24 protein-coding genes are annotated in these 26957 nt (G+C 60.7%); 8 read left to right on the forward strand and 16 right to left on the reverse strand.

Annotation, left to right across the window (positions count from 1 at the left end):
- Positions 1-1044 (forward strand): MFS transporter (locus EOS_RS12435; protein WP_047846952.1); only part of this gene is annotated, 1044 nt, incomplete at its 5' end.
- Between the two features lie 250 nt (positions 1045-1294).
- Here EOS_RS12435 and EOS_RS12440 read toward each other — a convergent pair.
- Positions 1295-1915, reverse strand: coding sequence for a hypothetical protein (locus EOS_RS12440; RefSeq protein ID WP_047846982.1), 621 nt, complete (start codon positions 1913-1915; stop codon positions 1295-1297).
- Between the two features lie 510 nt (positions 1916-2425).
- Here EOS_RS12440 and motA point away from each other — a divergent pair.
- Both motA and motB read left to right on the forward strand, forming a co-directional pair.
- Positions 2426-3295 (forward strand): flagellar motor stator protein MotA, encoded by an 870-nt coding sequence (gene motA / locus EOS_RS12445; protein ID WP_047846953.1) that lies wholly within the window; start codon positions 2426-2428, stop codon positions 3293-3295.
- 51 nt (positions 3296-3346) lie between these two features.
- Entirely contained in the window at positions 3347-4360 is a 1014-nt protein-coding gene (gene motB, locus EOS_RS12450; RefSeq protein WP_047846954.1) for a flagellar motor protein MotB, read from the forward strand.
- Here motB and EOS_RS12455 read toward each other — a convergent pair.
- Positions 4349-4717, reverse strand: coding sequence for a nuclear transport factor 2 family protein (locus EOS_RS12455; protein ID WP_047846955.1), 369 nt, complete (start codon positions 4715-4717; stop codon positions 4349-4351). The two genes, motB and EOS_RS12455, sit on opposite strands and share 12 nt — an antisense overlap.
- A gap of 268 nt (positions 4718-4985) precedes the next feature.
- Between EOS_RS12455 and EOS_RS12460 the strand changes: the two genes are divergently transcribed.
- Positions 4986-6164, forward strand: a complete 1179-nt coding sequence (locus EOS_RS12460; RefSeq protein WP_047846956.1) for a porin — start codon at positions 4986-4988, stop codon at positions 6162-6164.
- 96 nt (positions 6165-6260) lie between these two features.
- On the opposite strand, the gene EOS_RS12465 is transcribed toward EOS_RS12460, so the two are convergent.
- The 3 genes from EOS_RS12465 to EOS_RS12475 all read right to left on the reverse strand — a co-directional run bounded on the left by EOS_RS12465 (position 6261) and on the right by EOS_RS12475 (position 9957).
- Positions 6261-7916, reverse strand: coding sequence for a bifunctional aspartate transaminase/aspartate 4-decarboxylase (locus tag EOS_RS12465; RefSeq protein ID WP_047846957.1), 1656 nt, complete (start codon positions 7914-7916; stop codon positions 6261-6263).
- Positions 7917-8528: 612 nt separating this feature from the next.
- Complete coding sequence (locus EOS_RS12470; RefSeq protein WP_047846958.1) at positions 8529-9590, reverse strand: alkene reductase; 1062 nt, start codon at positions 9588-9590, stop codon at positions 8529-8531.
- Positions 9591-9660: 70 nt separating this feature from the next.
- Entirely contained in the window at positions 9661-9957 is a 297-nt protein-coding gene (locus EOS_RS12475) for an ArsR/SmtB family transcription factor (RefSeq protein WP_047846983.1), read from the reverse strand.
- Between the two features lie 192 nt (positions 9958-10149).
- Between EOS_RS12475 and EOS_RS12480 the strand changes: the two genes are divergently transcribed.
- Positions 10150-11061, forward strand: coding sequence for a LysR family transcriptional regulator (locus EOS_RS12480; RefSeq protein WP_047846959.1), 912 nt, complete (start codon positions 10150-10152; stop codon positions 11059-11061).
- Positions 11062-11071: 10 nt separating this feature from the next.
- On the opposite strand, the gene EOS_RS12485 is transcribed toward EOS_RS12480, so the two are convergent.
- From EOS_RS12485 to EOS_RS12520, 8 genes are all read right to left on the reverse strand, one after another.
- Entirely contained in the window at positions 11072-12445 is a 1374-nt protein-coding gene (locus EOS_RS12485; RefSeq protein ID WP_047846960.1) for an MFS transporter, read from the reverse strand.
- A gap of 96 nt (positions 12446-12541) precedes the next feature.
- Complete coding sequence (locus tag EOS_RS12490) at positions 12542-13348, reverse strand: enoyl-CoA hydratase/isomerase family protein (RefSeq protein ID WP_047846961.1); 807 nt, start codon at positions 13346-13348, stop codon at positions 12542-12544.
- Between the two features lie 3 nt (positions 13349-13351).
- Positions 13352-14902: an AMP-binding protein gene (locus EOS_RS12495; RefSeq protein ID WP_047846962.1), complete on the reverse strand. Its 1551-nt coding sequence runs from the start codon at positions 14900-14902 to the stop codon at positions 13352-13354.
- A complete protein-coding gene (locus EOS_RS12500; RefSeq protein WP_047846963.1) occupies positions 14895-15416 on the reverse strand; it encodes a (2Fe-2S)-binding protein in 522 nt (173 codons plus the stop codon). The genes EOS_RS12495 and EOS_RS12500 overlap by 8 nt, the downstream gene beginning before the upstream one ends.
- Complete coding sequence (locus EOS_RS12505; RefSeq protein ID WP_047846964.1) at positions 15413-16228, reverse strand: FAD binding domain-containing protein; 816 nt, start codon at positions 16226-16228, stop codon at positions 15413-15415. Before EOS_RS12505 ends, EOS_RS12500 begins: the two co-directional genes overlap by 4 nt.
- Positions 16225-19269, reverse strand: coding sequence for a xanthine dehydrogenase family protein molybdopterin-binding subunit (locus EOS_RS12510; protein ID WP_047846965.1), 3045 nt, complete (start codon positions 19267-19269; stop codon positions 16225-16227). Before EOS_RS12510 ends, EOS_RS12505 begins: the two co-directional genes overlap by 4 nt.
- Positions 19266-19889: a UbiX family flavin prenyltransferase gene (locus EOS_RS12515; protein WP_047846966.1), complete on the reverse strand. Its 624-nt coding sequence runs from the start codon at positions 19887-19889 to the stop codon at positions 19266-19268. The genes EOS_RS12510 and EOS_RS12515 overlap by 4 nt, the downstream gene beginning before the upstream one ends.
- Positions 19889-21388: a UbiD family decarboxylase gene (locus EOS_RS12520; protein ID WP_235442790.1), complete on the reverse strand. Its 1500-nt coding sequence runs from the start codon at positions 21386-21388 to the stop codon at positions 19889-19891. The genes EOS_RS12515 and EOS_RS12520 overlap by 1 nt, the downstream gene beginning before the upstream one ends.
- Positions 21389-21611: 223 nt before the next feature.
- On the opposite strand from EOS_RS12520, the gene EOS_RS12525 reads away from it, so the two are divergent.
- The gene (locus EOS_RS12525) at positions 21612-22526 is read left to right on the forward strand and encodes a LysR family transcriptional regulator (protein ID WP_047846968.1); all 915 of its coding nucleotides are present in this window, start codon (positions 21612-21614) and stop codon (positions 22524-22526) included.
- A 15-nt stretch (positions 22527-22541) separates the two neighbouring features.
- On the opposite strand, the gene EOS_RS12530 is transcribed toward EOS_RS12525, so the two are convergent.
- Positions 22542-22934 (reverse strand): VOC family protein, encoded by a 393-nt coding sequence (locus tag EOS_RS12530; RefSeq protein WP_047846969.1) that lies wholly within the window; start codon positions 22932-22934, stop codon positions 22542-22544.
- 26 nt (positions 22935-22960) lie between these two features.
- A complete protein-coding gene (locus EOS_RS12535) occupies positions 22961-23329 on the reverse strand; it encodes a YciI family protein (protein ID WP_047846970.1) in 369 nt (122 codons plus the stop codon).
- A gap of 209 nt (positions 23330-23538) precedes the next feature.
- Between EOS_RS12535 and EOS_RS12540 the strand changes: the two genes are divergently transcribed.
- The gene (locus EOS_RS12540; protein WP_047846971.1) at positions 23539-23931 is read left to right on the forward strand and encodes a DUF6232 family protein; all 393 of its coding nucleotides are present in this window, start codon (positions 23539-23541) and stop codon (positions 23929-23931) included.
- 106 nt (positions 23932-24037) lie between these two features.
- Entirely contained in the window at positions 24038-24367 is a 330-nt protein-coding gene (locus tag EOS_RS12545; protein ID WP_047846984.1) for a hypothetical protein, read from the forward strand.
- Positions 24368-24449: 82 nt separating this feature from the next.
- Here the strand turns inward: EOS_RS12545 and EOS_RS12550 are convergent, their stop codons facing one another.
- Positions 24450-26906 (reverse strand): glycogen/starch/alpha-glucan phosphorylase, encoded by a 2457-nt coding sequence (locus EOS_RS12550; RefSeq protein WP_047846972.1) that lies wholly within the window; start codon positions 26904-26906, stop codon positions 24450-24452.
- Positions 26907-26957 lie beyond the last annotated feature (51 nt).

Below are 26957 nucleotides of genomic sequence, written 5' to 3' on the forward strand. Positions count from 1 at the left end.
GACGACGGGCTGCGGGCCCGTGCCGTGGGCTTGTGGACGGCAGCGGGCGCGGTGTCGATTGCCGCGGGGCCGATCGCCGGCGGCCTGTTGATAGCGGCGTTCGGCTGGCGCAGCATTTTCTGGGTCAACATGCCGTTGTGCGTGGCGGGCATCGTGGCGACGTACCTATGGATCGCCGATAAAAAGCCGGAGAAAAAAGCACGTGGCATCGACTTGCCTGGGCAAGGGCTCGCGACCGTTGCACTGACCGCCTTCGTGGGCGCCATGATCGAACTCCGGCCGCTGGGACTGATGCATCCGCTGGTCATCGGCGGGATTGTCGCGGCGCTTCTGGCGGCATCGGGATTCGTGCTGATCGAGCGGCGCGCGTCCGCACCCATGCTTGCGCCTGCGCTGTTTCGCGATCGCACGTTCAATTCGGCCATCGTGTTCGGCATCTGCGTGAATCTTACGTACTACGGAATGGTGTTCGTGCTGAGCTTGTACTTGCAGCGCGTGCTCGGCCATACGCCGCTGGAAGCCGGAATCGCGTTCCTGCCGCTTACAGGTGGGTTCCTGTTGTCGAACCTGGCTAGCGGAGTCGTCGTTGCGCGCTTCGGTTCACGTTTGCCGATGATCGTCGGCGCATTGGTCGATGCAGCAGGTTTTGCCGCGCTGCTGTTCGTCAACGCGTCCACGCCTGTTGTCGCATTGCTGTTGCCCTTCTTGTTGATCCCAACCGGCATGGGACTCGGCGTTCCCGCGATGACAACCGCCGTATTGGGCGCCGTTGAACCTGAGCGCGCAGGCACGGCGTCGGCAGTGCTGAACACCGCGCGGCAAGCGGCCGGTGCGATCGGTGTCGCTGCGTTCGGCGCGCTGGCAAGTCACGCGGCGGGTGGGGAAAGCGCGCAGATAGTGACGGGCGTGAAAGCGTCGGCGGGGGTATCGGTGGCCTTGCTGTTGTTCGCAGCGGTGATGGCACGACGGGTAGTCGAGAGCCAGCGGGCAAAGGGCGATAACGCGCGTAAGCCGGTTTCAGTCAAATGCAGCAAGGGGGCATAGCATTGAGATCATGGACCGTGTCGGGAACGCTCGTTGCATGACAGGTGATAGTCGCGTCTTTGAGTTTGACGTTGCCTGAAGTTGCCTGAGACTGCTAACCACTAGAAAGAATGCCCGCCTGCTTTAACCCAGGCGGGCATTCTTTCTGAGGAGTGCGGTAAGAAATCAGAGCGTCGTAGTCAGCACTTCGCCCGTTGCGAGCGCGCCAGAGGTTCAAATTTTGTAAGCTCGGACGAACTTGCAACCGCCCTTAGAAACGGTACGTTACGCCCAACTGAACTACCGGATACCAGCGATACCGCTCTACTTGATTGGCGATGTTTTGCTCCTCCTGATCAATATTCGCCTGCGTCGTGAGCTGGCTGTAGATGGCCGGCACGGAATAGGAAACGCGGGGGCGGCCATAGGCCACGCCAAGGTCGAACATGAAACCAAGACCCTTCGACACCGGTTTGTGGCCATAACCCACGCCGAGGTACGGCATCACGCTCGGCAGGCGCACGGTTGTCGACGGCGCCGCGCCAACGGCCGGCACGTAGTCATTGCCGATCTTATAGTTGCCGTCCGCGTTGGGAACTGCATGCGCGGTCAGTTCGTCGCCGTTGATCAACGCGCCGCCCGTGACGCGAAAACCGCTATTGGGAAACGGAAACAGGTCGAGGTAGAGACCGCCTTGCTTCAGGCTCAGATGGCCGTCGTACTGGTTGCCGCTGGCCGTGAACGAATGCGAGAAGCCGAAGCCCTCCACTTCCGCGTGGACGCCTGACCATGAGTTGAAGGGATACGCCGCGCCTATGCCCGCGCCCAGCGTCCCGCCGTGCACGTAAACCTCCTGTGCGTGGGCTACATCCGTTGCCAGCATCGCGATCATGGCGGCGGTTGCCGCGCTCAAGACAGTGTTCACTGCGCCTTCTCCGTAATGTGCCGGGTCCTTTCCCCGTGGCGAGACTTTACGGTTTCGATAAACGATTCAATAAAGCGAACAATGACCGTTTTTGAGTTCAATTCGACGATCCATACAAATGACCGGACCGATGCACGGACGAGCGTCAGCGCATTTTTTCCGCCGGTTCAAATCGTCTGACGAGACCAGAACCGGATGTTCGAGTTAGCGGTTTTTCACATCGCCGCGCAATGATCAGATGAATCGACCAACCAATGCGGCGAGTGGCATCGCGACAGCATCTAATGAATGCAAGCGTTAAGACTCGGCACCACCGACGGCACAGACAACACCCATTTGGAAAGTAATTCTTGCCGTGTTATGTAAATCGATCGAGAAAAGATACCTCCGCACTACCCTAAATCTGCGGATTCGCTTGCCGTTAAGCTCTAGGACAGCTTCATTCAAAGGAAGCACTAAAAATCAAGTGGAGAGAGCATGTTTGTCGCTATTGGCTGGGTCTTGGTCATCGGGTCAGTGATCGGAAGCTTCATGGGTGTAGGCGGCCATCTGAAGGCACTGTTCCAACCCTTCGAACTGTTGTGCATCTTCGGCGCGGCGGTTGGTGCGTTCGTCGTTTCGAATCCAGTTGCTACGCTCAAGAAGACCCTCAAGGTCATCCCTAGCGCGTTCAAGGCAGGTGGCTATTCGAAGGACAAGTATGTGCAACTCATCGCGCTGTTGTACGAGCTGCTTCAGAAGGCGCGCAAGGAAGGCATGATGGCGCTCGAAGTCGATGTGGAAGCACCGGAGAACAGCCCGACGTTCAAGAAGTACGAACACGTGCTGAACGATCACCATCTATTGGAATTTATTGTCGACTATCTGCGCATGATGTCGAGCGGCAACATCAACGCACTTGAGATGCAGGACCTGATGGACGAAGAGCTCGAGACGCATCATGCGGAAACGTCATTGGCGGCCGGCGCAATCCAGAAGATGGCCGACGGCCTGCCCGCGTTCGGTATTGTCGCTGCGGTGATGGGTGTCGTGCACACCATGGGCTCGGTCGGCGCCGCGCCCGCCATACTCGGCGAAATGATCGCGGGCGCGCTGGTCGGCACGTTTCTCGGCATCCTGCTCTCGTATGGTTTCTTCGGGCCGCTCGCCGATCTGCTGACCGCGAAAGGCCAGGCGGAAGCCAAGCCGTTCCAGTGCGTGAAGTCCGTACTGCTTGCGTCAATGAACGGCTATGCACCAGCCATCGCCGTCGAGTTCGGCCGCAAGGTGCTGTTCACCGCCGATCGTCCGACCTTCAAGGAACTCGACGACGCCGTCCGCGCCACCAAGCAGCCGAAGTCGGCGTGACGAGCCCCAACCACCCGGCGCACATTACGCCGCTTAGTACGAGGTTCGCTCATGGCTGACTCCCCCAATCGCGACCCCATGCAGTCGGTCCTGTCACCGACCGTTATCGTGCGCCGCAAGAAGAAATCCGGGCACGGCGGCCATCATGGCGGTGCGTGGAAGATCGCCTACGCCGACTTCGTCACGGCCATGATGGCGTTTTTCCTGCTCATGTGGCTGCTCGGCTCGACCTCGAAGTACGACAAGCAGGGTATTGAAGACTACTTCAACACGCCCCTCTCGACGATCTTCGGCGGCAAGGACGGCAGCGGTGCTGCACGCACGAGCGTGATCGACGGCGGCGGCCGCGATCTCTCCAGTTCCCGTCCCGGCGAAGCGACCAAGAGCCAGCCTCAGCCGCTGCCTAAGACTCCTGTACGGGCTGCCGCCGCGGCAGCCGAAGACGACATGCAGCGCCTGCAGCAGCTCAAGCAAAAGCTCAGCGCGCTGATCGAACACACGCCGGCGCTGCGCGCTTATAAGGATCAGATTCGTATCGACATCACGAGCGAAGGCTTGCGTATCGAGATCGTGGATTCGCTCAAGCGTCCCATGTTCGCCTCGGGCAGCGCGAAGCTCGAAGCTTATGTGGTGACCATCCTCTCGCAGATCGGGGCATCGCTGAACGACGTGGACAACCGCGTGTCCATCGCCGGGCACACGGACGCCGTGCCCTACTCCGGCGGTGAGGCAGGTTATTCGAACTGGGAGTTGTCGAGCGAACGCGCCAACGCTGCACGCCGCGCATTGATTGCGGGCGGCATGAGCGAAGGCAAGATCCTGCAAGTACGCGGACTAGCCGATGTATTGCCGCTGAACAAAGCAGTCGCCGACGAACCGACCAACCGGCGCATCAGCATTCTCGTATTGAACAAGGCCGCCGAAAAGGCGTTCTTCACGGACGGCGGCCGTACCACTGTGGATGAATCACAGCCGGTAAGCAGCGTGATTCCGGCTACCGTCGAGGAACAACCGGCGAAGCCGCAGGGTGCGTCGCCAGGCGGCGAACCACCCTCAAAAGGCTAGCACGCTGCAGTGGGCAGCCACGATCCGCCAGCCGCTTTCGGTCTCGACCCACATGCGCGTGTAGCGGAGGTTGCCTGAGAGCGGTACGCCACCGAATTGGCCGCTCAGCGAGGCATGCGTGAGCGTCACCGCGCTCTTCTCATACACGCGTACCGTCTGTTCCTTGATCTCCAGCCGCTCGATTCGCTGTACCCCGTAGCGGTGCGCGTTCAAATCGTCGGCCTTGCTCCACACCTTGCCTGTTGCATCGACGAATGTGAGGTCGTCGGCGAGCAGCGCGTCGAGCACATCCACGTCCGATGCCAGCATGGCCTTCCGCAACCGCCCTTCCAGTTCCGCAATCACGCTCTCGCTCATCGCATCGTCCTTAGCTAGAAGATGAAGAGTCGCCAGCATAGCGCAACGGCTCTGCATGACCCGGTGGACGGGCATTTTTCATCAGCTAGTTCGTTCGCTGATAACGCTAGCCACACGCGCTGGAAGAAATATCTTGTAGCCGTCGCTTAAAAACAACTGTCATATACCTTACACACCTGTTCGCTAAAGTCCGCCCGTCGCGAGCCATGGGCCGTCAGAGCCCGACGCCGTGCATCACTTAATCACACCCACGCTTAGGGAGAACGTTTTGAACCGTAAAACACTGCTCGCCACTTCTGCAATGGCGGCATTCGCCGCATCGGCTACTTCTGCTCAAGCTCAAAGCACCGTCACGCTCTATGGCCTTATCGACGCAGGTATCAGCTATGTGAACCACAGCGCCGTCGGCACGACCGGCAGCTCGAAGAATTTCAAGTATGACGACGGCGTGGCACAAGGCAGCCGTTGGGGCCTGCGCGGCGCGGAAGACCTGGGCGGCGGCCTGAAGGCGATCTTCACGTTGGAGAACGGCTTCAACAGCGGCAACGGCACGCTTGGCCAAGGCGGCGCGGAATTCGGCCGGCAAGCGTACGTGGGGATTTCGAAGACGGACATCGGCTCGGTCACCCTCGGCCGGCAATACTCGTTCTCGACCGACTACCTCGGCGGTTCGTATTCGATCGGCGGCCAGACGGTTGCGGGCAACTACGCGTACCACATCAACGACGTCGACCAGCTCACGTCGAGCCGTATCAACAACTCGATCAAGTTCAGCAGCGCGAACTTCAGCGGCGTGACGTTCGGCGGTATGTACGGCTTCTCGAACCAGGCTGGCGCGTTCTCCGGCTCGCCGACCACGACCACGGCAGGCGTGACGACGCAAGGTACGTCGCGCGCTTACAGCTTCGGCGTGAACTACGCCACGGGCCCGTTCGGTATCGGCGCGGCTTATACGGACATCCACTTCCCGGGTTCCGCTACGCCGGCGTTCAGCACGAGCATCGCGAACGTGTCGACAGGCGGCTCGAAGGATCTGCGCACGTTCGGCGTTGGCGCAAGCTACAAGTTTGCTGCTGCAACGGTGTTCGGCCTCTGGACCAACACGCGCTTTGAATCAATCACGGGCGCAACGTCGAAGTTCAACGCGTATGAAATTGGCGGCAAGTATGCGTTCACGCCGGCTCTTACCGGCGGCCTCGGCTACACGTATATGAAGCTGACCGATTCGGCCCAAGGCAAGTGGCAACAGGTCGACGCAAGCGCGGACTATGCGCTGAGCAAGCGTACCGATGTCTACTTGCTGGGTATCTATCAACACGCGTCGGGTAAGAATGGAACCACCCCTGTGCAGGCGCAGATCGGTTCGAGCACGAGCTACTTCGGCACGTCGGGCAACGGTACGAGCAATCAGATCGCCGCACGCGTGGGTATTCGCCACAAGTTCTAAAGCAGGCGTTTGATGATAAAACGGGCCGCTGTTTCCAGTGGCCCGTTTTTTGTTTGAGGCTCGTTCGAATGCTTCTTTCGAAGCGCCGTTGCTGTCTCAGAGCACCTTGTTTATATCGAGCGACTTGCCGGTCGCCGCGTTATAACGCTCTACGTATTCCACCATCAGCTTGCGCATCGCGCGGCCGATCGCCTTGTAGTCGCTCTCGTTGAGGTTGGCGAGCGACACGCGACCCGATGGGTGTTGCGTGCCGAAGCCGCGTCCCGGCAAGAGCACGACCCGCGCTTCCTTCGCGAGCCGGAACAGCAGCTCGGACGGCTCTGTGTTCTCGAAGAGCCACGCCACGAACTCCGGCCCATACGCACGATTGCCGAGGAACTCGAGGTCGATGATGGTGTAGTAGTCGACCTGGTTCACGTCGCTGTCGTCGAACGAAATCCCTATCTCCCGATACAACGCCTCCTTGCGGCCGCGAATCAGGCGCTTGAGCGCGTTCTTGTAGGCTTCGGGGGTGTCCATCAGCGAGAAGAGCGAGAACAGCACCATCTGCACCTGCTGGGGCGTGGAGAGGCCTGCAGTATGATTCAGTGCGACGGTACGGCTGTCGGCCACCAGGCGGTCGATGAACTTGAGGTTCTCCGGCTCCGTGGTGATGGATTCATAACGCTCGTGCAGCTCATGGCGTTGTTCCGACGGCAGCTTGCGGATCAGTTCGTCGATCACATTCTCGCGGTGCATCGCGATCGTGCCGAGCCGCCAGCCGGTCGCACCGAAGTACTTCGAATACGAGTACACGAGGATGGTGTTCTTCGGGCACAGCGCGAACAGCGACACAAAGTCGTCGGCGAAGGTGCCGTACACGTCGTCGGTGAGCAGGATCAGGTCCGGCCGCTCTTTCACGATCGCGGCGATGTACTCCAGGCTTTCGGTATCGATCTTGACCGAAGGCGGATTGCTCGGGTTCACAAGGAAAAACGCCTTCACTTTCGGATCGCGCAGCTTGTCCAGTTCCTGCTTCGAATATTGCCAGCCCCGCTCCACGTCGGCGTCGAGATTGACCACGTTCAACTGGTAGTCGTTAAGCGTCGGGATTTCTATATATGGCGTGAAAATAGGCGAGCCTAGCGCGATGGTGTCACCCGGTTTGATCAGGTGATTCTCACGCATCGTATTGAAGATGTAGGTCATTGCGGCAGTGCCGCCTTCGGTCGCGAAGACATGGAAGTCACCGATGAACGGGTGCTTGCCGATCATCTCCTTCCTCAGGTACTGCGCCACGATCACTTCCGACAACTTCAGCATCCGGTCCGGCACCGGATAGTTCGAGGCGAGAATACCCTCGCACATTTCATACAGGAATTCGCCGCCGTTAAGGCCGAGCTGATCGCGGACATACGACAGCGCGCCACGCAGGAAGTCGATGCCGGGAACGCCCTTGTTGTCACGCGCAAATATTTCAAAGCGCTCTTCCAGTCCCTCGTGCTTCGGAAAGCCGCCCAGCCCTTCGGGCATGTGGGCAAACGAGCGCTCCGACTCGCGCATGGCGAAGAGGCCGAGTTGCCAGAAGCCGTGGCGCGGAACGGTTGCGAGGAAGTTGGGGTTGCCCCGGCCTGCATTCAGCATTGCCGCGTTTGCGGGCCGCTCGACCGCTCCGCCGCCGGCGGCCTTGATCAACTCGTCCTTGAGTTCGAACGGGCTGAGCGCCGCGATCTTGGATTGCTCCTGCGAGCCCGCCTTTGTAGATTTTGCCATCCAACACCTCCAGAAATGATCGACTGCTTGAAAGAGCGACGTTGTGGGAAAAACGTCAGTCTCTTTGGGAAAAAGCGGCAATGAATTTTCGGATTATGCGTCTTCGGTCGCGACCTGTTATCAACGAATCCGCCTGCTCCATTTCAATTGAATTTCGCAACAATGCTGGAAATACATGATCGACTTCTTTATACATTATGAGCATGTTTATTCTAGGCATCGAAATAATCCAGGCACTATCCGCGAGATCGCGAGTTATTAGTCTAGGGGAGAAAACTTCAAACGCAATCGCTTTATGTTTTCCCGTGGGGCTTGCGCTGGTAGGCGTTTGCTGGCAACGGCAACGGCGAATGTAATAAAACGGACTTTAAGCGACTGGATGTTGCAGTCTCATTACTAATCGCAACAACGTGGAGAACCGCGCGCGAAGGCGATTACATCCTGAACAGGAACATAACAGAATAGTTACGAGACCCGATCCGTGTTGCCTAGCCCTTCGCCGCAATCAGTATTTGAAAACCTGCTTGTCCTGATGCTTATGTCAGGCGCTAAAAACAAAACAGCCGGTGACTCCATATAGAGCCACCGGCTGCCAAAGCAAAACCCTGATGCTTAGTCCATCGTCTCGAGCGTCGGATAGTCGGTATACCCTTCTGCGCCGCGAGCGTAGAACGTCTCGCTGATCGGCGCATTCAAGGCAGCATCGCTTTCGAAGCGTTTCACAAGATCCGGATTAGCGATAAACAACTGCCCCCACGCGACGGCGTCCGCGTCACCTCGGTCGAGCGCTGCCTGAGCGCTTTCCTTGGTGAATTTTTCGTTCGCGATATACACCCCGCCGAAGGCCTTCTTCAACTGCGGTCCGATCGAATCCTCGCCAACGCGTTCCCGTGCAGCGATGAAAGCGATCTTGCGCTTGCCCAACTCACGTGCGACATAACCAAACGTTGCTGCGCGATCGCTATCGCCCATTGTGTGCGAATCGGCACGCGGCGCGAGGTGCATGCCAACGCGATCGGCGCCCCATACTTCAATACACGCATCGACGACTTCAAGCATCAGGCGCGCACGGTTTTCAATCGGGCCGCCATAGATGTCCGTGCGCTTGTTCGTGCTGTCCTGCAGGAACTGGTCGAGCAGATAGCCGTTTGCGCCATGCACTTCAACGCCGTCGAAACCAGCGCGCTTCGCGTTCTCGGCACCCTTGCGGAATGCTGCAACCACGCCTGTGATCTCGTCGAGCTCGAGTGCCCGTGGCGTCACATATTCGCGCTGCGGCCGCACCAGGCTCACATGCCCTTGTGCTGCGATCGCGCTCGGTGCAACCGGCAGGTCGCCATTGAGGAAGACTGGATCCGAGATACGCCCGACGTGCCACAGTTGCAGCAGGATCGTGCCGCCCGCGTCATGGACCGCCTTCGTCACGAGCTTCCAGCCTTCGACCTGCTCGTCCGACCAGATCCCCGGCGTTTCGGCGTAACCCACGCCTTGCGGCGTCACGGAGGTTGCTTCGCTCAGGATCATGCCGGCTGCTGAACGGTCCGCGTAATACTGCGCCATCAATGCATTCGGCACACGCTCAACACCTGCGCGCTGACGCGTCAGCGGCGCCATGATGATGCGGTTGCGAAGATTAAAAGCACCTGCTTTGAGCGGGTCGAAAAGATTGGGCATTTGAAAGTATTCCTAAATAGGTTGAAAGGAAATCCAGCAACCAAAATACGATGGAAACAAGCCGAACGCGTCAGAGACCGTTACGAAGCTGATCGAGAAACTCCTTGATGACTGCTTCGTCGCGCTTGAAAAATATCCACTGCCCGACCCGTTTCGACGTCACCAGACCCGCCTTGTGAAGCGTCGCCAGGTGAGCCGAGACCGTGGACTGTGACATGCCGCAACGCGCGTCGATCTGACCCGCGCACACGCCACTCGCGAGCGGAAACGCCTGTTCGCTGAAGTAGGCTTCCGGCTCCTTGAGCCACACGAGAATCTCTCGTCGGACCGGGTTGGCCAGGGCCTTGTGAATGGCGTCGATATCCATGAAAACGGTTGTGGAAATAAGCAGAATCGCGATGTGCCGAAGTATATTTCGTAAAAATACGATATACAAGCATTCCACTAACATCGGTAGGGGTAATCCCTTGCATCGTCCGCACCTCCATCGCGACCTCGAACGCGCTGGCATCGGGCGAGTGGTTGTGGTCTCATTCCCCCTTTGGATCAGGCCGGCCTCATGGATTTGAAGCAGATTCACTATTTCATCGCGCTGTTCGAAGACGGCTCGGTCACGCGCGCGGCGAAGCGGCTCAACATCGTGCAGCCTGCGCTCAGCATGCAGATTTCGAAGCTCGAAGCCGAGCTTCATCAGCCGCTGTTCGAGCGCGGACCGCACGGCATGACGCCGACCGAAGCCGCGCGCCTGATGTACCGGCTCTACGTGCCGATCATTCGCGACATCGAGCACGCGCGCGAGCAACTGAGCCGCAGCGACGTAATCGTCACCGGGCGCGTGGCGCTCGGCATGGTGTCGTCGGAAGCGGAAAGCGTGCTGCCCGAGTCGCTTGCCACCTTCAACACAATGTTTCCGCAAGTGGAAGTGTCGGTGGCCGACGGCTTCAGCGCACAACTGATCGACGCGGTCGAGGCCGGCCGCCTGGATGCCGCGGTCATCAACAAGCCGCGCGGCCGCCTTTCGCTGGATACGCGCTCCTTGCTCGACGAAGAGATGGTGCTGGTCACGAGCGCCATCCACGGACGGCCGATGCCGGAGACCATCGACCTGGCTGAACTTGGCGATCTGGAGCTCGTGCTGCCCACGCGTCGCAACGGCTTGCGCGGCGTGCTGGATGCCGCGCTTCTCAACGCGGACATCGTGATCAAGCCGAAGTTTGAAATCGACCTCCTGAACACGATCGTGCAGTTCGTCGAACAGAGCAACGTGGCTACGATCCTGCCGCGTGTCGTCGTCCAACGGAAAGTGGACGACGGTGTATTGCGCGCGTACCGCATCGTGTCTCCGGGAATCGTGCGGCATATAGTGTGCGTAAGTCATCCGAAGCGGCCGATCGGCGCCGCGACGAATGCGCTCATTGAAATCATCACCGACAACATCCGTCGCGTGACCACGAGAGCCACGCCCTCGTAACCCCTGACGTTCAGCCTGCACGCGCCGAGCGATTTTCAAGCTTGCCCAACGTCTCCGGCACGATGAACGCCCCCGCGAGAAAGATCACGCTGATCACGCCGACGAAGATCGCAAGCGTCATCGGCAACTCGCTCGCGTCCTTCGCCACCAGCGAGACGGCGGTGGGCATCATGCCGCCGATAGCAAAACCGATATTCCACGAAAGCCCCGTCCCCGTTGCGCGAATCGCGGTCGGAAAACGCTCGTTCAGGAAGATCAGGATAGGCGCATAACCCGCGCTGCCCAGTGCGCTCAACACGACCGCGTAGACGCCGATCATGGTGATGCTTTGCGCCGTGGGCAACAGCAGGAACAGCGCCGGCAGCGCGATCAGGCGCACTAGTCCGATCCAGATAAACGCGCTCTTGCGCCCAATGAACGTGCTCAGATGCCCCGCTGCAACCGACGCAAGCAGCACCCCCACGCTTGCCGTCATCAGGATGGCCGCAGCCGCGCCGTTGGGCGCGTGGCTGACCACTTTGAGAAAGGTCGGCAGATAACCCGAGGTCAGGTAATAACCGCTGCCACCGCCAATGGTGAGCAGCAAGTTGACCAACAGGATGCCGCGATAGTCCGACGAAAACAGCGTCTTGATCGGCGAGCGGATCACTTCAACCGGCACGGACGGATCGCGGTTCACCGCCTTCGCGGCCTTCTCCGCCGCGAGCTTTTTCCACAGCGGCGACTCTTCGAGGCTATTGAACACGAACAGCCCGAGCACCGAACTGATGATCCCGGTGAAGAACATGCAACGCCAGCCCCAGACGTCGAAGAGCTCGCCCGGGAAGATTGACGACATCGTCAGGAATACGATGGAAGCGAGCAACGCGCCGAGGCCCGCACCGCCGCCACCGATCAAGCCTGAAACCGCCCCGCGATATTTCGGCGCAACCGATTCCGTCCCGATGGTATGCGTGGACGCAACCACGCCGCCCACGAACACGCCCTGCACCAGCCGCAGCATGAGGAACAGGATTGGCGCAACGAGTCCGACCTGCGCGACCGTCGGCAAGACACCGAAGAGCGCCGTCGATATCCCCACGCCGACCACCGCGAGGATCATTGCGCCCTTGCGTCCGTGACGGTCCGCGTAGGAACCGAACCACGCGGAACCGAGCGGACGCATCAGCAAGGTCACCGCGAACGACGCGTATACCGCCGCCAGCGAAAGCATGGCGTGCTCGGATGGGAAGAACAGCCGGCCGACCACGGGCGCAACATACAACAGCACGAACAGATCGAATAGATCGAGTGCCCAACCCAGGCACGAGGCCACCACAGCACCCATAACCTGTCGCGTGTTTACTTCGGGCGCGGCGGCGCTTTCCTGAGTTGTTACGGACATTTATATCTCCTTGAAGGTCGCGGCGCCGTCAGTCGATCAGCGCCGTGTTTATAGGCACGTTGAAGTTTCGTGCTCTTGTATTGCCTGGTGCAACGTTCAACTGCCGCGAAACACCGGCTTGCGTTTGCCGTGAAACGCTTCCACGCCTTCGCGGAAATCGTCCGATGTGCGCAGCCGGCTATAACAATGCCCTTCAAGTTCGATCGCGATCGAGAGCGGCGCATCTTCCGTGTCGTTGAGCAGCTTCTTTGCGGTGCGTTGCGCGAGCGGCGAGAACGCACGCAGTTCATCGACGAGTGCATCGGTCGTGGCTTCGAGCTGCGCATCCGCGACACACTCCACCGCGATGCCCCATTCGTACGCCTGCTTGCCGGGGATCCGGCGCGAGCGCATCACAATGTCCTTGGTCCTGCCAATACCCACCATCTGCTGCAAGCGCGCCGATCCGCCTGAGCCCGGAATCTGGCCAAGTTTCTGTTCCGGCAGTGCGTAGAAGGTGGTATCGGTCGCGATGCGAAAATCGCACGCCAGCGACAACTCGAAACCCACTCCGAAACAGAAGCCGCGATTCGCGGCAATCACCGGCTTCGAGCAACGCGCGGGCGCCGCGATATTCCACGCAAGCTTCGACACATGTTCCGGCGATGCTTCAAGGAAACCCTTGATGTCGCCGCCGCTCGAAAAATGCTCGCCGTTAGCTCGGACCACGATCACACGCACGCGATCGTCCTCGTCGAGCGCTTCGAATGCCGCACGCAACTGGTCGCGTGCGTACATCGCAATGACGTTGAACGGCGGGCGATGCAAAATGATGTCGGCGCGCTCGCGTTTTTCATCGACTTCGATCGAGAAGCCGTCCAGTTCCTGCAACAGCGTCTGGCCGCGATGGGTCAAGTCAGTCATCGGTTACTCCTTCGTTGTTTCGGTAGGGTTGTTCGTGGTGTCGATCTCGTATTCGCCGACGGATAGCTTGCGTCGCAAGATTTTTCCGACCGGCGACTTCGGAATGTCCTCGACAAAAACGTAGTCGCGCGGCCGCTTGAAATTCACTAGGTCCGACTCGCGGCACCAGGCGTCGAGTGCGCTGGCATCGACGTATTCGCGGCGCTTGATGAACGCCACTACGCGTTGGCCCCAGCGTTCGTCTTTCACGCCCGCCACTGCCACTTCGTCGACTGCGGGGTGCAGCGACAGCACGGATTCAATGTCGACCGGCGAGATGTTTTCGCCGCCGCTGATAATCATGTCGTCCACCCGGCCGCTCACGAAGAGGTCGCCGTCCTGGTCGAAGAAACCGGTGTCGCCGGTGAAGTACCAGCCGTCACGCAACGACTTCGCGTTTGCATCGGGACGATTCCAGTAACCTTCGAATGCTTCGTCGCCCAGCAGGTCCGCAATGATCTGGCCTTCCTCGTGCACGGCCGCGAGATCGGTCGGCGAGGTTGCGTCCAGCTTCACTGCGCGCAGCCGCGTGTTGATACCCGCGCGTCCCGCACTGCCGGGTTTGCGTGTAGCGTCCTGGTCGATGCTGAACGTGTACACCTCGGACGATCCATAGTGGTTCACGAACAGTTCAGGTTTGAATGCGGCCGACAGGCGTTTCAGCAAACCGTCGCTCATGGGTGCGCCTGCGAAGCCGAGCTTCGTGACCGAGGCTATCTTTGCGTCTGCAAAGCCGGGCGCGGCCAGCAGGTCGTGATAGAGCGTGGGCACGAGATAGAGGCACGTGAGTTCGAACGACGAAATCGATTCGAGCGCCTGAGCCGCGTTCCAGCGCCGCACACACACGAACAAGCCGTCGACCAGCGCCATGGCGAGCAGCGAGCGCACGCCCATGGTGTGATAGAGCGGCATCACACCCAGCGTGCGCTCGCCGTGGCGATACAGGTTCTGCGCAACGTGCGCGAGCGCAGCAGCGCGCTCATGCCGATGCCTGCGCGGCACGCCCTTCGCTTTGCCCGTTGTGCCGGAGGTATACAGGATCAGCGAGAGATCGTCGGCGGTGGCTTCCGTTGTGTCGCTTGCCGCATGCCCGCTCAATAACGCATCGAATGAAGTCGTGCCGCGTGCATCGTCCAGTGCGATACGCGGCAGCTTCTGCGCCGCGGCGCTTGCGTACACGGCGTCCGCGGAAACCGGTTCGAACACTACCGCCTTCGCGCCCGCATCGGTCACGCAATAGTCAAGTTCCTCTGGCTTCGCGCGCCAGTTCAACGGCGTCATGACGATGCCCGCGAACTGGCAAGCCCAATGCAGCGTCGCCATTTCCCAGCGGTTTTGCAACACCACAAGCAAGCGGTCGCCGCGCTCGAAACCCAGCTCTCGCAAGCCAACGGCCACATTCATGATGGTTCTGTGCCACTGTGCATAAGTCAGCCGCACGTCGCCATCGACGAGAGCGAGGGTGTTGGGGCTTCGTTCAACGCTTTGCAAAAAGGTGCGACCGAGATCAAGCATGTTCGGACTCCTTTCTACGCCGCGCCGCTACATCCAGTACCGCCGCGACGATCGGCGTGTAGCCCGTACATCGGCACAGATGGCCCGACAGCATCTCGCGAACTTGTGTTTCCGTCGGGTCCGGCACCCGCTTAAGGTAGTCCGCGCACGACATCAGAATGCCCGCCGTACAGAAGCCGCACTGCAATGCATGATGTCGCTGGAACGCCCGCTGCAGATCGCCGAGCGTCTGGTCCGGCGCGAGTCCTTCAACCGTGTCCACACGGCGCCCTTCCACCTGCACGGCCAGCATCAGGCACGACCGAGCCGCCACGCCGTCCACGTGCACTGTGCACGCGCCGCACACGCCATGCTCGCAACCCACGTGCGTTCCGGTCGCGCCCAGTTCGTGGCGCACGAAGTCGGACAGCAGGTCGCGCGACTCGCAGTAACCCGTGCGCTCCCGTCCATTGAGCGTCAAGGTAATGCGCCGGCGCTCGCTCCGGTCCAGCGTGGTGGATGATGTCTTGCTCACTTCGCCTCCTCTATTACGCGCCATCCGAGTTGCCGCACCAGATGGCGTCTATACGTTGCGCTGACATGCGAGTCGTCCTGCGCGTTCAGCTTCCAGCTCAAGTCGTTCAGTGCGCCGCGCAAGTCATCGCCGTGCAGCCTTGGCCATTGCTCGACCACCGGCCGGTCCGCCACGCCGCCGACCGCGATCCTGATCGACGTATCGGTGACCACGGTGGCGCACGCGACCATCGCGAAGTCGCCGTGGCGTGCCGAGAATTCGGTAAAGCCGTATCGCTCGCCAGCCCGTTTCAACGGAAACCGCACGCCTTCGACCAGTTCATCGGGCTCGCGCGCGGTCATCAACATGCCCTGGGAAAAGTCCTCGGCCTTGAGCACGCGCTTGCGTTTCCTCGAGCGCAACATCACATCGCCGCCCAGAACCGAAAGCACCAGCGGCAACTCCGCGCTCGGATCGGCATGTGCGATCGAACCGCATACGGTGCCACGATTGCGGATCTGAAAATGCGAGATATGCGGGAACGCGAGCGCGAGCAATGGCACTTCGTTTTGCAGCGACGCGCGCCATTCCACGCTGCCTTGCGTGGCGGCCGCGCTCACCACGAGATGATCGTGGTCAACACTCACGCGATCGAGGTCATCGGTCCGCGAGATATCGATCAGCAACCGCGGCTGCGCAAGCCGCATGTTCAGTACGGCCATCAGCGACTGGCCGCCCGCGAGGACCCGCGCGTCTTCGCCGGTTTGCGCGAGGGCCTCGAGCGCGTCTTGCGTGGAGGCGGCGCGCAGATAATCGAATGGCGCCGGTTTCATGACTTCCCCCTGAAACGAGCAACGAGTCGGCCGAGCCACGAAGCACCGGTTCTCACGGGCTTGCCCGCAGCCTGCCGTCCCAGTGATTCAAACAATTGCCGCAGCACGACCTTCGCCGCGCCCTCGAGCATCCGTCCGCCCACGGCTGCGACCTTGCCCGAGACCTGCGCCTCGTAGTCGTAGGTGAGCCGCGTACCGGTATCGATACGCGTCAATTCCACGAGACCATTGCCACGCGCGCTGCCAAGCGACGACATGCCAGCGCCGGCCAGACGCAGCCGATGCGGCGGATCGAGATCGGACAGCGTGATCTCCGCTTCGAAACGCGCCTTGATCATGCCAACGCCCACGGTCACATCCGCGCGATACCCGTTCTCGCCCTTCGCTTCAAGCGCGTGACAGCCGGGAATCACCTTGGCGAGCGCGCTCGGATCGAGCAGCACCGCGAAGATCGCTTCGGGCGATGCAGCGAGATCCACGCTGCCTTGCGCGGTCAGCGCCTTGGCGCCGGACAGCACTGGCTTCTTATGTTGCGTCTCGCGGAACTCGGGCCGCGAAGGTTCCGGGTCGTCGATACCGATCAACCCTAGCACCTTCGAAGGCGTCAGCGGCAAACGAATGTCGTCGACGCCAAGCGCATCGGCCACCGCATTCGCCACGCATGGCGGCGTGCTCATGTTGTTACCTTCGCCCAAACCCTTGGCGCCGAGCGGCGTGAACGGCGAAGGCGTCTCCAGGTGAATGATCACCGGATCGGGCACTTCGCACGTGGTCGGCATCAGGTAATCGGCAAGCGTGCCGGACTGGAAACTGCCGTCGGCACCATAACGAAACTCTTCCATCAGCGCCGCGCCGAGCCCCTGCGCGAACGCGCCGCGAATCTGGCCGTCGGCGAGTGCGGGGTTCAGCAGCGTGCCGGCATCGTGCGCGGTCACATAGCGGTCGATGCGCACGCGCCCCGTTGCGCGATCCACTTCCACGCCACACATGTCGAATGCAAAACCATAAGCCGCCGATGTATTGATGCGGTCCTGCTCATCGGGCGCATCCATGTTTTCCGGCGTCCAGAACACGGTCTCGCGCAGCCCCGGCTCTTCACCGTCGGGCAGCAACGCAGGCGCCCAATGCGGAGCGTTGCTTGCGACGCGGCCGAAGGGCATTGCGCTGGTTTCGTCGCCTGCTTTGTAGATGCGCCCGTCTTCGAAACGGATATCGTCCGGCTTGCACGCCAGTTGCGTTGAAACAATGCGTGCCAGTTTATCCCGCACCCGCATGGCCGCAAGATGCACCGTGCCCGCGACCGCGCCGGCAAAGCGGCTTGAATAATTGCCCGCTGCCACTGACCAAGCGTCCTTGTGCGTATCGAACTCCACGTTCACCACGACCTCGTGCGGCGCGAGCCCGAGCACATCCGCCACCACTTGCGCGCACACGGTCATGTGGCCCTGCCCCGCCGGCGTCGACGCAACTGTCACGACCACGCCGCCAAGCAGATCGACGCTGACCGTCGCGCTCGCTATCGCGCCGCTCTTCGGGCCGGCTTTCTTGCGTGCTTCGGCGGGCATCACAGTCGTGATGTAACCCATGTTCGATACCGACGGCTCCACGATCGCCGCGAAGCCGATGCCGTACAAGCGGCCTTCCGTGCGCGCGGCATCGCGACGGGCTTTCAGTTCGTCGTAACCGCCCTCGGCGAGCGAACGTTTCAACGCTTCCTGATAGTTGCCCGAGTCCAGCAACGCGCCTGCCGCCGCACGATACGGGAAAGCATTGGCGGGAACGAAGTTGCGTCTATAAACGTCCAGCACGTCCAGGTTCAACTCGATCGCAATGCGTTGCATCAGGCGTTCGAGCGCGAAGTAAACCTGCGGCCCGCCAAAACCGCGCACGAGCCCCGTGGGCGTCTTGTTGGTCAGGACAACCCTGTTCCGCACCAGAAGTCCGGGAATGGCATACGCGCCCGTTAAACAGCCGTGCATGCGATAAAACGTGGCAGGCTCCGGTGCACGCAGATAACCGCCGCAGTCCTCGATCTGGTCGTAGTTGAGCGCGGTGATCCGACCGTCGTTTTCCACCGCCGCTTCGAGCGTGGTCAGACGCGCCGTGGCGGAGGTCGCCGCGCTCAGATGTTCGAGCCGGTCTTCCACGTATTTCACCGGCGCGTTCGCCTTGCGCGAGGCCAGGCACATCAGCACGACGTACGGGAACACAGCCTGCTTCACGCCGAAGCTCCCGCCGGAATCGCGTGGCGCTTTATGACGAAGACGGTTGGCCGGCACGTTCAGCGCGAGAGCCATCACCGCGTGCAGAGAAAACGGTCCCATGAAGTTCGATGTGACGTCGTAACCTTCGTCGCCGGAAAGATACTCGGCCACGACCACGCCGCATTCGATCGGCGCACACGTATTGCGCGGATAATGCGCCTCGATCTTCACCCTGTGAGGTGCGTTTTCGAACGCCGCTTCGGGCTCGCCATAACGAAAACAGCGATCACTGATCACGTTGCTCTGCACGTTCGGATGCAGGACAGGCCCATCGTCCTTGAGTGCGCCTTGTATCGACGTAACCGGGTCGAGTGTCTTGTATTCCACCTTGATCAGGTCGAGCGCGTCTTCGGCCAGCGCGCGCGACTCGGCCATCACCACCGCGACCGGTTCGCCAACGTAGCGCACGCGATCGGTCGCCAACGCCCACTGCTCCATCTTCGACTTCACACCAACCACGAACGGCCGCGACCACGCAGCAAGGTCATCACGCGTCAACACCGCACGCACGCCTTCATTCGCAAGCGCGGCGGTTGTATCGATGGAGACCAGTTCGGCATGAGCGTGCGGCGAGCGCAGGACGGCTGCGTGCAGCGTGCCCGGCTTCACGGCGATGTCGTCGCCGTAGCGGCCGCGTCCAGTCAGGATGGCTGGATCTTCGAGGCGTTCCAGCGACTGGCCGACATAGCGCTTCTGCGACACCTCGCGTGCCGGTTCGACCGCTTCAGATGCGCGCGCGTCGATACCGGCAAGACCGGTCTGTTCGCGCTGATTCATTCGTCAGCTCCTTCGTTGCGTCGCGTGCCGAATTCCTCGGCAAGACCGTTCCACCGCCGGGCTATTTCGCGGTGCTCGATGCTGAACAGATCGAGAATCCGGCCGACGGTATGGTCGACGACGTCTTCAATCGTCTTCGGATGCGCATAGAACGCCGGCACCGGGGGCATCACGATCGCGCCCATCTCGGTCGCGAGCGTCATGTTGCGCAAGTGCGCGAGATTGAGCGGCGTTTCGCGCGCCACCAGCACCAGCCGGCGGCGCTCTTTCAGCATCACGTCGGCAGCGCGCGTGAGCAGGTTGTCGGCGAACCCGTTCGCTACAGCAGCCAGCGTTTTCATGGAGCAGGGAGCAATGACCATGCCGCTCGTGACGAATGAACCGCTGGCAATCGACGCCCCGACGTCGCGCACGTTATGCACGACATCGGCGAGCGTTTCGAGATCGTTGCGCGTGATCCCAAGCTCCTGCGCCGCCGTCACAGCACCCGACGCCGACACGATCAAATGCGTCTCGTGCGTACCAATACGGCGCAGCGCAGCAAGCAGCCGCACGCCGATGACAGCGCCGCTCGCACCCGAAATGCCGACGACCAAACGCGGCTTTGTATCGGCGCTCATTACTGATCGCTCAGGTACGTGTCGAAGGCCGCGTTGTCGGCGGCGACGAGCGCGTCGAGGTCGACTGCCTCGTAGCCCGGAATCCGCACGCGGGTAAACACATGACCCGAATAGACCACCGGCCGCGTGGCATCGAGGCCCATCTTCGTGCTGATGCCCTGAAGATGCGGCGGCGCATCGTCAGGATGACAAACCGTTGTCGACGGGTCCAGCGGCGAACCCTGTGCGCCTTCTATCAGCACGAGATCGCGGTCGGCCTGGAAACGCGTCGCGATCGCCCATTCGATTTCGGCGGGATCATGGATGTCCACGTCGGTGTCCACCACCACGACCTGCTTGATGTCGTAATGCGCGCCGAACGCGCACAGGATCACGTTCTTCGCCTCGCCCTCGCGCTTCTTCGCGAACTGCACCCACAAGTGATAACGGCACACGCCGCCCACCGAAAGATGCACGTCGGTCACGCCTGGATGACTGCGCTGAAGATGCGATAAAAGCGTCGCCTCGCGCGGAATCGCACCGAGCAGCAAGTGCTCCATTTCGGCCGGCACGATGGTGTGATAAATCGGGTTCTTCCGGTGCGTGACAGCAGCCACCTCGATCACTTCTCGCGCTTCCTGCGCGCTGTAGTACTTCGGAAATTCACCGAACGGACCTTCCGCTTCGCGCACGTCCGGCAGGATGCGGCCTTCAATCACGATCTCCGCAAACGCCGGCACGCGAACATCGCTGGTCACGCATTTGACGACCGGCAACGGCGCGCCGTGCAGTGCGCCGGCAATTTCCAGTTCGTCGAAATCGATCGGGGAAATGGCTTGGGAAGCTAGCATGGTCAGCGGATCGACGCCGATCGCTACCGCGATATCGAGTGCGTCGCCCGCGGCTTCGGCCATCTTCTGGAACGCGTAGAGATGGCGCGGCAGCAGCAGGATCGCCATGCGATCACGGGCGTGGACCTGAATACGGTTGATCGACACGTTCTGCACGCCGGTGCGCGGATTGCGCGCGATCACGAGACCCGCGGTAATGTACGGGCCGTTGTCGTGCTCGCTATGCGTGGGGATCGGCAGCAACGCGTGAAGGTCGATGCCGGTGGTATGCAAGACTTGCTGGCAGGCCGCTTCCCCTGCGGAAACTTCCTTCCACGGCAGTGGATGATCCGCTGCATCGCGGAAACGTTGCAGCAGGTCGTTCTCGGCCACGCCCATTGCTTCCGCGATCCAGGCGCGCCTCGATATGAAACCGCTGACTACCGGCATGTCGTGGCCGCCGGGAGCGAGGAACACCGCCGCCTGCTTGCCGTCGAGCCGCTTCGCCACCGCCGCGAGTTCGTGTTTCAGCGCGACTGGCTTGGCTATTGTCGCGAGGCGTCCCGTTGCCGACAGGTGCGCGAGCCAGCCACGCAGCGACAACGCGTCGAAAGACTGCCTGGCGGGTAAGGTTGGCGCGGTTGGCGCGGCGGATGCGGTGCCGTTCGTCGCGGCGTCACGTTGGTTCATCTGCGTCTCCATCATTTGTGAAATGAAGCGTAGCGACAACGCGATATAACTTCTAATACTGTTTTTTGATGTTTTCGATCAGCGCACGTGATATCCGTGTTTGCCCCGATGTAAGCATTCCGTTAGTGGGATATCACTGGCATAGGGGCTGGACGTCCGACACGCGAATCCCACATCTGATAAATAATTGCTCCTTCATTAGACTTATTGATGGGCCGCCGACATGGACCTGAAGCAGATTCAGTATTTCATCGCGCTGTTCGAGGACGGCTCCGTCACGCGGGCGGCGAAGCGGCTGAACATTGTGCAGCCGGCGCTGAGCATGCAGGTCGCCAAGCTCGAGGACGAACTGCATCAGCAGCTATTCGAGCGCGGGGCGCATGGCATGGCGCCGACTGCGGCCGGACGCCTGATGTACCGCCTGTTCCTGCCGATCATGCGCGACCTCGCGCACGCGCGCCAGCAACTGGTGCAGCGCGACGAAGTGGTGACCGGGCATGTGTCGATAGGGTTGATTGCTTCCGTGACGGAGAGTGTGCTGGCGGACTCGCTGTCGCGTTTTCACTCCCGCTATCCGCATGTGGAAGTGACCGTGTCCGACGGTTACAGCGCGACGTTCATAGATTGGGTCTCGGGCGGGCAGCTCGACGCCGCGCTGATCAACAAACCGCGCACGCGTCTGTCGCTCGACTCGCAGCCCTTGCTCGATGAAGAGATGGTGCTGGTCACCAGCGCCGTGCATGGTCCCGACTTGCCGCACGCCATCGAGCTTGCGCAGCTTCCTGAGCTCGAACTGGTGTTGCCGACCAAACGCCATGGTTTGCGTGGTGTGCTCGATACCGCCGCCCAGCACGAAGACGTACTGCTTGCGCCTCGCTTCGAGATCGACGTGCTGAGCACGATCGTCAAGCTGGTGGAAAGCACGCGCTTTGCGACGATCCTTCCGCGCATCGTGGTCGAGCGCGCGGTGCGGCTCGGCACGCTGCGCGCCTATCCCATTCTTGCGCCGCGGATCGTGCGCCATATCGTTCGCATCAGTCATCCGCGACGCCCGTTGAGCGCGGCGGCGGAAGCGCTGATAGCAATCATTGCCGACGAATTGCGGCTGGTGTCCAGCGAATCGACGATGGAGGCTTGAACTTAACTAGTGCCTTTATCGCTCTTCGAGCACGGAGAAAATATTGCCTGCCGGGTCCTTGAACCAGGCGATCGCCGGGCCGCGGGGATCGCGGCAAATCCCTTTTGCGTCTGTCTTCGGAAGCGGCGCGTCGTAGTGTTCAAAACGCACGCCGCGTGCGCTCAGTGCGTCGACGGTCTGGTCCACGCTGTCGACCGGGAAGTTCAGCACCGTGAATGTCGCGGGCACATGGTTGGCCTTCGGATAGACCAGCACGTTGTTACCGCCCGCCAGATGCAGCTTGAGAATTCCCATGGCCTCGCTCGTCACTTCGAGGCCGAGGGTCTCCGTGTAAAACGCCTTCGCTTCGACGAGATCCTTCACCGCAAAACCGCTGAACGCGTGACTGTCTTTCAATAGCGTTTGCATCGTTTGCTCCTTTCAGGTTGTGCAACTCATGCGTCCGACCACGACGCCCGCAACTCCTTGACCGGACGCACTTCCACGCCGCCTAGCCGCGCGCCGGGAAATCCGGACGCCACGCGCATGGCTTCGTTCAGGTCGCGTGCCTCGATCAGGATGAAACCGCCCACCTGCTCCTTGGTCTCGGCGAACGGGCCGTCCGTGATCGAGACCTCCTCGCCGCGAACCCGTAGCGTGACTGCCTCCTTGGCGGACTGCAGCGCCTGGGAAGTGATGAAATGACGGCTCTCGCGCAGGCGCTCGTCGTACGCCAGGGATTCGTCGACCAGTGCGTCGTACTGCCGTTTCGACAGATCGTCGAGCACGCGCTCGTCAAAGAAAATGAGGCACAAGAATTTCATCGATGTCTTCGGTTGGGGTGGCTTCAGCAGGTAGACGCTTGACGCAGGTGCAAATCGACAGCAGCCGCGCACAAAAAAGTATCGAAATGTAACGGGTCGCTTCGGGTTGTCCGCCCGGGTTCGGGTCCGGTGCGACGATCTGTGGGATGCGGCGGGCCGTGCGTGTCTGTTAATCTGCGCCTTTCTTTCCGCCGACACGACTTCGAACCATGCAACAGGATCTCCCTTTTAACGAACGAGGTATCACGTTTGCCCGCGCCGGCTTGAGTGCGTCGGGGCAGTTGTTTCCGTTGCGCGATCTGCGCGGCGCGACGGTGGTGATGGTGCCAAAGCAGAAGCCCTTGCCTATTGCGCTGGGGGTGATCGGCCTGATCGTGGCGGTAGCGGGTGGAATTCTCGGCTCGGGGCCGGCGTTGCTGCTCGGCGTGATGATTGCCGTGGTGGGATATTTGTCCTGGATTACGCAGGACGTAATTTACAGAATGTACGTGACGACGCCGGAGGGCGAGCGTGAAGTGTTCACGACGAAGGACGAGGAGTTTGCGCAACGTGTCGCGAAACTGGTGCGGGAGGCCATTCCGGCCGCGCCGACGTCTGTTTAACGCTTTCTTTACGGGGACGGCAAAGATCCATGCCCGATGTTAATACGCTGCTCGCTAAAGTGGCGTTGTTCCCACCACCGCCCGTCGCGAGACGGTGCATTATCCGATGCTTCAGGCAAGCGTTGCTTCCCCGGTCCGATCCTCTTCTCTTTCAGTGGCCAAGCCGTACGTGCGGGCCACACGAAAACTTCACACGGTAGTTGCGTTCGATCTCATCCTGCCGGGGCTTGACTCCAGCGGGCCGCGCCGCGTTTTGCAGAAGGCGCTGGGCGATGAAGCGCGTATGCAGGTGGTGGCAACGGATCGCCGGCATGAATGCGTCACGTTGCATGTTGAGGTGCCGTCGCGGTCGTTGAGCGATGTGATTGGGGTGGTCACTTCCCGGTTTGAGCAGGCGACTTTGGGGCACGCAACCACGTTTACGCTGCGGCGCTAGTTTGGTTTCGTTCGCGCCGTTTGGGGGTTCGGTCGCGCCGGCTGACCTCAGAAACCCGTCCACCGGCGCGAGCGTAGCAGGCTCAGGACGTCACTGACAGAGGCTCCACATGCCAAATATGCTTGGCATATTCCGCAATCGTCCGGTCTGAAGAAAAAATCCCCATCCCCGCGACGTTTTCGATCGCACTGCGCGTCCACGCTTCCTTATCGAGGAACTTCGCATCGACGTCGGCCTGAGCTTTGTCGAAACTCTCAAAGTCGGCCAGCACCATGTAATGGTCGCCCCAATCCACCAGCGTATGGAAGATGTCGTAGAACCGATGCGGCTGGTCCGGCGAAAAATGCCCAAGCCGGATCTGGTCAAGCGCCAGCTTCAGTTCGGGATTCTCCTCGTAGATACGACGCGGCCTGTATCCAGTCGCACGCAGCGCATCAATCTCCTCAGTCGAGTGCCCGAAGATAAACATGTTCTCGCGGCCAACCGCATCGCAGATCTCAATGTTCGCACCGTCCAGCGTGCCAATCGTCAACGCCCCGTTCAACGCAAGCTTCATATTGCCCGTGCCCGACGCTTCGGTACCCGCCATGGAAATCTGCTGCGATAAATCCGCTGCCGGAATGATCAGCTCGGCCACGCTCACACCATAGTTCGGAATGAAACCGACCTTTAGCCGGTCGCCAATCAACGGGTCGTTGTTGACCTTCTCCGCCACGTCGTTAATCAGCTTGATGATCGTCTTGGCCATCTTGTAAGCCGACGCCGCCTTGCCGGCGAACATCACCACGCGCGGTGTCCACGCCTTCTCCGGCGCCTCGCGAATCCGGTTATAACGCACGATCACATGCAGGATGTTGAGCAACTGGCGCTTGTATTCGTGAATACGCTTGACCTGCAAATCGAACAGCGCATTCGGGTCGATGATCGCCCCCGTCTCCAGCTTCGCACGCGCGGCAAGCCGCACCTTGCTGGCAAACTTTGCGTCGTGGAAAGCTTTGCTGAACTCAGGATCGTCGCGCCATTCACGCAAGCGCCCCAGCTCGAACAAGTCGGTACGCCAACGCGGCCCAAGCCGTTCATCGATGAGCGAAGACAACTTCGGACTCGCCTGCGACAACCAGCGGCGCGGTGTAATGCCGTTCGTCACATTCGTGAAGCGATCCGGGTACATGCGCGCGAAATCGGCGAAGATGTTTTGCGTCATCAACTGCGAATGCAGCTTCGACACGCCATTCACGGTGTGGCTTGCAACAATCGCCAGATGCGCCATGCGCACACGCCGCTGACCATACTCGTCCACAAGCGAAATACGGCGAATCAGATCGACGTCACGGCCGAACTTCTCACCCACCTGCTTGAGGAAATCCGCGTTGATGTCGAAGATGATTTCAAGGTGGCGCGGCAACAGCCGCGACAGCATTTCCACGTCCCACGTTTCCAGCGCCTCGGGCATCAGCGTGTGGTTCGTGTACGAGAACATCTGCTGCACGAGCTTCCACGCCTTGTCCCAGGGCAGATGATGCGTATCGACCAGCAAACGCATGAGTTCAGGGATGGCGAGCACCGGATGGGTGTCGTTCAGATGCACCGCCACCTTCTCCGCCAGCCGCCCGAAATGCGTGTGCGTGCGCTGATAGCGGCGAATCAGATCCTGCATCGTCGCGGAAACGAAGAAGTATTCCTGGCGCAAACGCAGTTCGCGGCCGGCTTGCGTGGAGTCGTCGGGGTACAGCAGGCGCGATACGTGTTCCGAGGTGTTCTTCGCTTCCACCGAGCGGCGATAATCGCCCTGGTTGAATGCGGACAGGTCAAATTCGTCGGTCGCGCGCGCCGACCAGAGCCGCAGCGTATTGGTCGCGGTCGTGGCAAAACCGGGGATCACCGTGTCGTACGCCATGGCGTTCACGTGTTCCGTATCGATCCATTCAGTCCGGTCGCCGTGACGTACCGTGCTCCCGCCAAAATGAATCACATAGTTCACCTCGGGGCGGGGAAACTCCCACGGATTGCCCGCGCGCAGCCAGTAATCGGGCGTTTCGACCTGATTGCCGTCCACGATGGTCTGCCGGAACATGCCGTATTCATAGCGGATGCCGTAGCCAAAACCGGGAATGCCGACGGTCGCCATGGAGTCGAGGAAACACGCTGCAAGGCGGCCAAGGCCCCCGTTGCCAAGCGCCGCATCCGGCTCCAGATTCTCGAGCGTATTCAAATCTATGCCAAGGCCGGCGAGCGCGTCGCGGACTTCGTCGTGAATGCCGAGTGCAAGCAGTGCGTTGGTAAACGTCCTGCCGATCAGGAATTCCATCGACAAGTAATAGACGCGCTTTACATCCTGCTCGTACTGCTGACGCGTGGTTTTCATCCAGCGCGCGACGAGCCGGTCGCGCACCGCGAGTTCCGCGGCATGGAGCCAGTCGCGCGGCTGCGCGGTCACGGCATCCTTGCCGACTCCGTACATGAGACGGTTGGAAATGGAGCGCCTGAGCGCATCGACGGTGCTGTTGAGCTGTTCGAACTCCAGGTCGACGGATGTCATCGAACTCTCCAGAAATGCATCGCTGCACAACGCGCCAGTTGCAAGTCGCGT

This window comes from Caballeronia mineralivorans PML1(12) (assembly GCF_001028175.1).
In the GTDB taxonomy this organism is placed as follows: domain Bacteria; phylum Pseudomonadota; class Gammaproteobacteria; order Burkholderiales; family Burkholderiaceae; genus Caballeronia; species Caballeronia mineralivorans.

Bases quoted from the DNA above. Each gene is read 5' to 3' on its own strand.
- EOS_RS12440 (WP_047846982.1), bottom strand. From the start codon at position 1,915: ATGATCGCGATGCTGGCAACGGATGTAGCCCACGCACAGGAGGTTTAC.
- motA (WP_047846953.1), top strand. From the start codon at position 2,426: ATGTTTGTCGCTATTGGCTGGGTCTTGGTCATCGGGTCAGTGATCGGA.
- motB (WP_047846954.1), top strand. From the start codon at position 3,347: ATGGCTGACTCCCCCAATCGCGACCCCATGCAGTCGGTCCTGTCACCG.
- EOS_RS12455 (WP_047846955.1), bottom strand. From the start codon at position 4,717: ATGAGCGAGAGCGTGATTGCGGAACTGGAAGGGCGGTTGCGGAAGGCC.
- EOS_RS12465 (WP_047846957.1), bottom strand. From the start codon at position 7,916: ATGGCAAAATCTACAAAGGCGGGCTCGCAGGAGCAATCCAAGATCGCG.
- EOS_RS12470 (WP_047846958.1), bottom strand. From the start codon at position 9,590: ATGCCCAATCTTTTCGACCCGCTCAAAGCAGGTGCTTTTAATCTTCGC.
- EOS_RS12475 (WP_047846983.1), bottom strand. From the start codon at position 9,957: ATGGATATCGACGCCATTCACAAGGCCCTGGCCAACCCGGTCCGACGA.
- EOS_RS12480 (WP_047846959.1), top strand. From the start codon at position 10,150: ATGGATTTGAAGCAGATTCACTATTTCATCGCGCTGTTCGAAGACGGC.
- EOS_RS12485 (WP_047846960.1), bottom strand. From the start codon at position 12,445: ATGTCCGTAACAACTCAGGAAAGCGCCGCCGCGCCCGAAGTAAACACG.
- EOS_RS12490 (WP_047846961.1), bottom strand. From the start codon at position 13,348: ATGACTGACTTGACCCATCGCGGCCAGACGCTGTTGCAGGAACTGGAC.
- EOS_RS12495 (WP_047846962.1), bottom strand. From the start codon at position 14,902: ATGCTTGATCTCGGTCGCACCTTTTTGCAAAGCGTTGAACGAAGCCCC.
- EOS_RS12505 (WP_047846964.1), bottom strand. From the start codon at position 16,228: ATGAAACCGGCGCCATTCGATTATCTGCGCGCCGCCTCCACGCAAGAC.
- EOS_RS12510 (WP_047846965.1), bottom strand. From the start codon at position 19,269: ATGAATCAGCGCGAACAGACCGGTCTTGCCGGTATCGACGCGCGCGCA.
- EOS_RS12515 (WP_047846966.1), bottom strand. From the start codon at position 19,889: ATGAGCGCCGATACAAAGCCGCGTTTGGTCGTCGGCATTTCGGGTGCG.
- EOS_RS12520 (WP_235442790.1), bottom strand. From the start codon at position 21,388: ATGAACCAACGTGACGCCGCGACGAACGGCACCGCATCCGCCGCGCCA.
- EOS_RS12525 (WP_047846968.1), top strand. From the start codon at position 21,612: ATGGACCTGAAGCAGATTCAGTATTTCATCGCGCTGTTCGAGGACGGC.
- EOS_RS12530 (WP_047846969.1), bottom strand. From the start codon at position 22,934: ATGCAAACGCTATTGAAAGACAGTCACGCGTTCAGCGGTTTTGCGGTG.
- EOS_RS12535 (WP_047846970.1), bottom strand. From the start codon at position 23,329: ATGAAATTCTTGTGCCTCATTTTCTTTGACGAGCGCGTGCTCGACGAT.
- EOS_RS12540 (WP_047846971.1), top strand. From the start codon at position 23,539: ATGCAACAGGATCTCCCTTTTAACGAACGAGGTATCACGTTTGCCCGC.
- EOS_RS12545 (WP_047846984.1), top strand. From the start codon at position 24,038: ATGCTTCAGGCAAGCGTTGCTTCCCCGGTCCGATCCTCTTCTCTTTCA.
- EOS_RS12550 (WP_047846972.1), bottom strand. From the start codon at position 26,906: ATGACATCCGTCGACCTGGAGTTCGAACAGCTCAACAGCACCGTCGAT.